The 5,564-nt window shown below is 54.4% G+C and carries 6 protein-coding genes; 3 read left to right on the top strand and 3 right to left on the bottom strand.

Going from position 1 to position 5,564, the window contains the following annotated elements; all coding sequences use genetic code 11:
* Positions 1-208 precede the first annotated feature (208 nt).
* The 3 genes from ACYC56_RS11670 to ACYC56_RS11660 are packed head-to-tail and all read left to right on the top strand — an operon-like array spanning position 209 to position 3,451.
* Positions 209-427 carry a DUF1858 domain-containing protein gene (locus ACYC56_RS11670; protein ID WP_461374353.1) on the top strand — a complete coding sequence of 73 codons (219 nt, stop codon included), beginning with the start codon at positions 209-211 and terminating at the stop codon, positions 425-427.
* A gap of 35 nt (positions 428-462) precedes the next feature.
* Complete coding sequence (locus tag ACYC56_RS11665; RefSeq protein WP_461374354.1) at positions 463-1,317, top strand: SDH family Clp fold serine proteinase; 855 nt, start codon at positions 463-465, stop codon at positions 1,315-1,317.
* A gap of 13 nt (positions 1,318-1,330) precedes the next feature.
* Complete coding sequence (locus tag ACYC56_RS11660) at positions 1,331-3,451, top strand: adenosylcobalamin-dependent ribonucleoside-diphosphate reductase (protein WP_461374352.1); 2,121 nt, start codon at positions 1,331-1,333, stop codon at positions 3,449-3,451.
* Between the two features lie 54 nt (positions 3,452-3,505).
* On the opposite strand, the gene ACYC56_RS11655 is transcribed toward ACYC56_RS11660, so the two are convergent.
* From ACYC56_RS11655 to ACYC56_RS11645, 3 genes are all read right to left on the bottom strand, one after another.
* A complete protein-coding gene (locus tag ACYC56_RS11655) occupies positions 3,506-4,714 on the bottom strand; it encodes an NAD(P)/FAD-dependent oxidoreductase (protein WP_461374351.1) in 1,209 nt (402 codons plus the stop codon).
* Between the two features lie 112 nt (positions 4,715-4,826).
* Positions 4,827-5,006, bottom strand: coding sequence for a DUF2273 domain-containing protein (locus ACYC56_RS11650; protein WP_461374350.1), 180 nt, complete (start codon positions 5,004-5,006; stop codon positions 4,827-4,829).
* A gap of 20 nt (positions 5,007-5,026) precedes the next feature.
* A partial coding sequence (locus ACYC56_RS11645; RefSeq protein WP_461374349.1) for a hypothetical protein occupies positions 5,027-5,564 on the bottom strand: 538 nt, incomplete at its 5' end.

The following is a 5,564-nucleotide window of genomic DNA, read 5'->3' as shown; positions in this document are numbered from 1 at the left end:
GTAACCCCCTTCTGTCCAAAATGCAAAAAACAGGTTACTATGAAAGATACAATATCTGCAAGATGTGCCATTTCGATACACGCCAGCTGACTTTGGACCACAAGTCGCATAATCAATGCGGCGGCTGTCATTTTTAATGATGCGGCCTCCGACATCTGAATTGTTTATAATCGAGAACCGATTGGGTATTTACTAAGGGGGCAGTAAGATGAATATAACAAAAGACACGACGATTTCGGATTGCGTGGAGCAATATCCGGAGACCGTAGAGGTTCTATGCCGCTATGGCCTAGCATGTTTCGGGTGCGCCGTTTCAAGGCTCGAAAACATAGCGCAGGGTGCGCAGCTTCACGGAATCGACCCCGACACGCTCGTAGCCGAGCTTAACGCGGCGATTACCGAAAAGGACGAGCCGGCGATTCGATAACTTCAAGACCTAAAGTAGATGGAAGGTGAATTAAAATAAGCTTCACTGATTTGATTTGGTTGCTCTTTATACTCTCATTTATAGTTCCTATCCTGCAGAGACGTCTTCTCGACATGCGAAGGATACAATTCCTCCATAAGATCGAGGTGGATAGAAAATCGCGCCTCATTTCGCTTATTCACCGCCAGGAGGCGTTGAGTTTTCTCGGTATCCCCTTTGCCCGCTATATCGACATCGAGGACTCCGAGCAGATTCTACGCGCCATCAGGCTGACCGACCCCCACGTGCCAATAGATATCGTCATGCACACGCCGGGTGGGCTGGTGCTCGCCTCCGAGCAGATCGCATTCGCGCTGAAACGGCATCCCGCGAAAGTCACGGTCTTTGTGCCGCATTATGCGATGTCGGGCGGCACCCTCATCGCGCTCGCCGCCGATGAGATAATTATGGATGAGAACGCCGTTCTCGGCCCGGTCGACCCGCAGCTCGGCGACCCCAGGGGCTCCTACCCTGCCGCATCGATTTTAGCGGCGCTTGAAAAACCCAACCCCAATAGAGATGATGCGACCCTCATCCTGGGAGATGTTGCGAGAAAAGCGATCAACCAGGTGCATGATATCGTCTACAACCTGATAAAAGACCAAATGCCCGAAGAGAAAGCGCGCGAGATATCAACGATTTTAAGCGAGGGTCGCTGGACCCATGATTATCCAATCGATGTGGCCAAGGCGCGAGAGCTTAACCTGCCTGTCAATAGCGAGCTTCCTAAAGAATTCCATGAGTTGATGCAACTCTACCCGCAAACCCAGCAACGGCGTCCGTCCGTCGAATTCGTCCCGGTTCCGTACCGGAGTCGACCGGCACCACCCCCACGCGGCCGCCAGCATTAATGAGGGATGTTGGATGTGGCAGGGGTTAGTCAGAAATGTGCGAAAACGCGACGGGCGCATCGTCGATTTTGAGCCGGGCAAAATAGCAAGCGCCATCCATAAGGCGCTCAACGCCACCGGGCACCCGGACGGCAAGCTTGCCGCACGGCTCGCGGATTTCGTGGTGGAAAAACTCGACGAGACCTTCAGCGCGAACCCTATTCCCTCGGTTGAAGAGATTCAGGATGTCGTCGAGCAGGTATTGATCGACCAAGGCCACACCGATGTGGCAAGGGAGTATATGCTCTACCGCAGACTGCGGGCCGATATCAGGCGGGCCAGAACGTTTGTCGGTGTGCCGTCGGGTGATATCAAAGTGGGCGTCAATGCGGCAAAAGTGTTGAGCCAGCGGTATCTGCTTAAAGACGAAGCCGGGACTATCATCGAGACCCCAAGCCAGCTTTTCAAGCGCGTCGCCGTAGCAATCGCGGCGCCGGACAGGCTCTACGACGCTAACGCAGACCTCAGGGCGACCGAGGAGTCGTTTTGTGAGATGATGGCGAACTTCGAGTTTTTACCCAACTCCCCTACCCTGATGAACGCCGGAACCTCGCTCGGCCAGCTCGCGGCTTGCTTTGTGTTACCGGTCGAGGACTCGATACCCGCGATATTCGACGCAGTAAAATATATGGCGATCATTCACAAAACGGGCGGCGGGACGGGCTTTTCGTTCTCGAGGCTCAGGCCGAAAGGCGCCACCGTCCAGACGACCAAGGGCGTCGCCTCCGGTCCCGTATCGTTTATGCGGATTTTCGATGTTTCAACGGAAGTCATCAAACAGGGCGGCAGGCGCCGGGGTGCTAACATGGGCATCTTGCGCTACGACCACCCGGACATCGTCGATTTCGTGACGGCGAAGAAGAACGAGGGATTTCTGGATAACTTCAACATCTCGGTCGCCGTTTCAAACGAGTTCATGGAGGCGGTTGCCGGCGATTCGGATATCAATCTCGTAAATCCGCGAAACGGCGAGCCCCAAGGCAGACTCTCGGCCAAGTATCTCTTCGACCTGATTGTAGCGATGGCCTGGGCAAACGGCGACCCCGGCCTCTTCTTCGTCGACCGCGCCAACGCCGCAAACCCGACACCTCAGGTAGGATATTTTGAGGCGACGAATCCGTGCGGCGAGATTCCATTGTTGCCCTATGAGCCGTGCAACTTAGGTTCGATCAACCTGCAGAAGATGGTGAGAGACCGTGCGATAGATTGGGAGAGACTGCGTGAGATCGTGCACCTGAGCGTGCATTTTTTGGATAACGTGATAGACGCCGGAAAGTACCCGCTGCCGCAGATCGACCACATGGCCAAGGCCAACCGCAAGATAGGCCTGGGGGTTATGGGGTTTGCGGAGATGCTCTTGGAACTCGGCACCCCGTACGATACCGAGGAAGCCCTTGCTGCGGCGGACAAGGTGATGAAGTTTATCCACGATGAAGGCATCAAGGCATCGGTTAAGCTGGCCGAGGAACGCGGCTCCTTCCCGAATTTCGAGGGAAGCACTTGGGATGAGGCCGGCTATGAGAGAATTAGAAACGCGACGATCACCGCCGTCGCCCCAACCGGCACCATTGGCATCATCGCCAACACGAGCAGCGGCATCGAGCCCATCTTCGCCGTTTCCTACGCCCGGGAAGTCATGGAAGGAACAACGCTTCTTGAAGTCGACCCGGTCTTTGAGCGTATCGCTAAAGAGCGCGGCTTCTATAACCAGGAGCTTATGATGGAGATATCCAAGTATGGCTCCATCCAGGGTATGGAGCAGATTCCGGACGATGTGAGACGACTCTTCGTAACGGCGCTCGATATAGCCCCGGAGTGGCATGTGCGTATGCAGGCGGTCTTTCAAAAACACGTGGATAATGCGGTATCGAAAACGGTCAACCTGCCGCAAGACGCAACGCTCGATGACGTAAAGCGGATATTTCTGCTCGCGTATGAGCTTGGGTGCAAAGGGATTACGGTGTACCGCTACGGGAGTAAGCGCGAGCAGGTTCTCTACATCGGCCGCCGCGAAGAACGAAAAATCGTCACCCAACCGGTCACCGCCTCATCAGAATATTCGGGAGGTTGTGCTTGGGGATTCTGCCCCCTCTAAAGACCCACTCTCTAGACCCACACCTTCTGGATTCTGGCTCCTGACTCCTGGCTTCTAAAAGAAGTAGTATCCCAGCATCCTGGGCGAAAACAAAGCGGTGGGTTTTGAGGTGCTCAGCATGACGCTTACAAATTTGGTGGCATACTCGGGGTGCTTCAGGCTCTGCTTAACAAGCCGGTTTGTTATCGAATTTCGCTTAAGGCCTTGGCGTAAAAAATCGCTTAACCTCTCATCGATAAAGTAGTGCTTGTTAAGATACTCGTTGTAGGATTGAAGCGCCTTGGCAGAGACATCACCCTTATCCAGCGCGGCTTTTGTCGCTAGAGCCGCATGTTCCCCGCTTTCCAAGGCATAGGCGATTCCCTCGCCGCTTAAGGGGCTGACAAGACCGGCCGAGTCGCCGGAGAGGAGGATGCCGTTCGCTACCGTATTGTGCCGGCCGATGGCCATCCTAAGATATGCGCCTTTGACCTCGGTATCGGCAACGGCCCCGCTCATATCTATCGGGCTTGCGTCCCTTTCGTTTAAAAACCAGTCCTGCAGTTTCTTTAAATCCAGGTTGTGCTGTTTCATCACGGGGGTACTCACCCCGAGGCCGATATTTGCGGTGCTTGCCGATGTCGGGAATACCCAAGCATAGCCCTCGATGATGCGCTCGTCTATATAAAGGTTGATGCAATCATCGAGGCCTTTAACATTCGAGTAATAAGCGCGCGTGCAAACCGCATGCGGCTTCGGTACCTCGATGCCGGTTGTGCGGACAAACGTGCCGTGCGTGCCGTCGGCGCAAATGACAACCTTGCAGGGTATCTCGACCTCTTCGCCGTTATACATCGCCCTTACCCCGGTAACGGTGCCGTTAGATACGACAGGAGCTAAAGCCTTACAATCGGTGTAGACTTTAGCTCCGGCATCTGTTGCTGTTTCTATGAGTTTTTGATCGAGGTCTATCCTCGGTGTGATTATGATGTATGGATAATGGGTGTCCTCGGCCGGCAGAGCGGCTTCGAAGTGAGCGCCGCTACTTGCGATAATGCGCACCCGGTCGCAACGGTAGTAGCCACCTTGCTCGAGCCATCCCAGAAGGCCAATTTTATCGAGCATTTGAAGCGAGCGCGGGCCCAGCCCATCGCCGCAGGTCTTCTCGCGAGGAAATTTGCTCTTATCCAGTAATGCTACTTTGACCCCGTTCTTGGCAAGGAAATAGGCGGCTGTTGATCCCGACGGCCCTGCGCCAACAACGACTACATCTACTCTCTCCATATCCTACACCCACCGAGCAATCGACTTCACAATGCATTAGCTTATAATATACCGTGCAGGATTGCAACCACCTACACATCCGATGGGCAAGGCTCCGGACAGACCGCTATCGCTACCGTGAATACCGCTGGATATATGTTTGCAGGTCGACCTGGTGATCTAGTATCCTGCCGACAAAGTATCCGGCCGCACCGAATATGACGCCGAGCAGTACGGCTGGAAAGCCAAATGCAATCCACGCGACACCCAGGATGAACCCGATAAGAACACCTAGCTGCGTATTGGTCATCATGAAACCCCCTCTTTATGTCTTTATGCGACCCGACTCTCTACGGGCTCTATTCTAACCGTGATATCGTGCTCTGAGAGATTGCTGCCAAATTTATTAAGCCAGCTGCGATTGATAGATTCCCGTATCGTGCTGTCGATAGTATGCAAATCCGCGCTTCTCTTAACCATAAGAGAGGAATGGGCGAAGAGTCTCCCGTCTTGCTCTGCGTAAATGTGCGTCTGGGAATCCATCACCCCGGGAATTCTTTTGATGACGTTATCAATCGCGTGTTCCACCGCGTTGTAGTTAACCTCGGTCACACCGGGGCCCTCTTCAGGGACCTCGTACATGCCGCCGGAAACCGCGCGTACCGCCTCGGCAAACTGGGCGCGAAGCCAGAGCACCGAAAGTGCCATCACGACGGCGAGCAGCAGCATCGAGACCAAAGACGCGGCGACCAAGTTCGCCCGGAAAAAGCTCGCTAGTGAGCTAAACGGAATGATCGACTCAACCTGCCCGGTCGTTATAGCCCCGAGCGAAAGAAGAACACCGACTAGACTAGCCGCCGCGATTAGGGCG

This window comes from Candidatus Aquicultor sp. (assembly GCF_054640775.1).
Note: the sequence above shows the minus strand (reverse complement) of the source record. Positions and strands in the feature narration are given on the sequence as shown.

What these genes read in the sequence shown, in the direction of transcription:
- ACYC56_RS11650 (WP_461374350.1), bottom strand. Translation starts at nt 5,006, where the DNA reads ATGATGACCAATACGCAGCTAGGTGTTCTTATCGGGTTCATCCTGGGT.
- ACYC56_RS11670 (WP_461374353.1), top strand. Translation starts at nt 209, where the DNA reads ATGAATATAACAAAAGACACGACGATTTCGGATTGCGTGGAGCAATAT.
- ACYC56_RS11660 (WP_461374352.1), top strand. Translation starts at nt 1,331, where the DNA reads ATGTGGCAGGGGTTAGTCAGAAATGTGCGAAAACGCGACGGGCGCATC.
- ACYC56_RS11655 (WP_461374351.1), bottom strand. Translation starts at nt 4,714, where the DNA reads ATGGAGAGAGTAGATGTAGTCGTTGTTGGCGCAGGGCCGTCGGGATCA.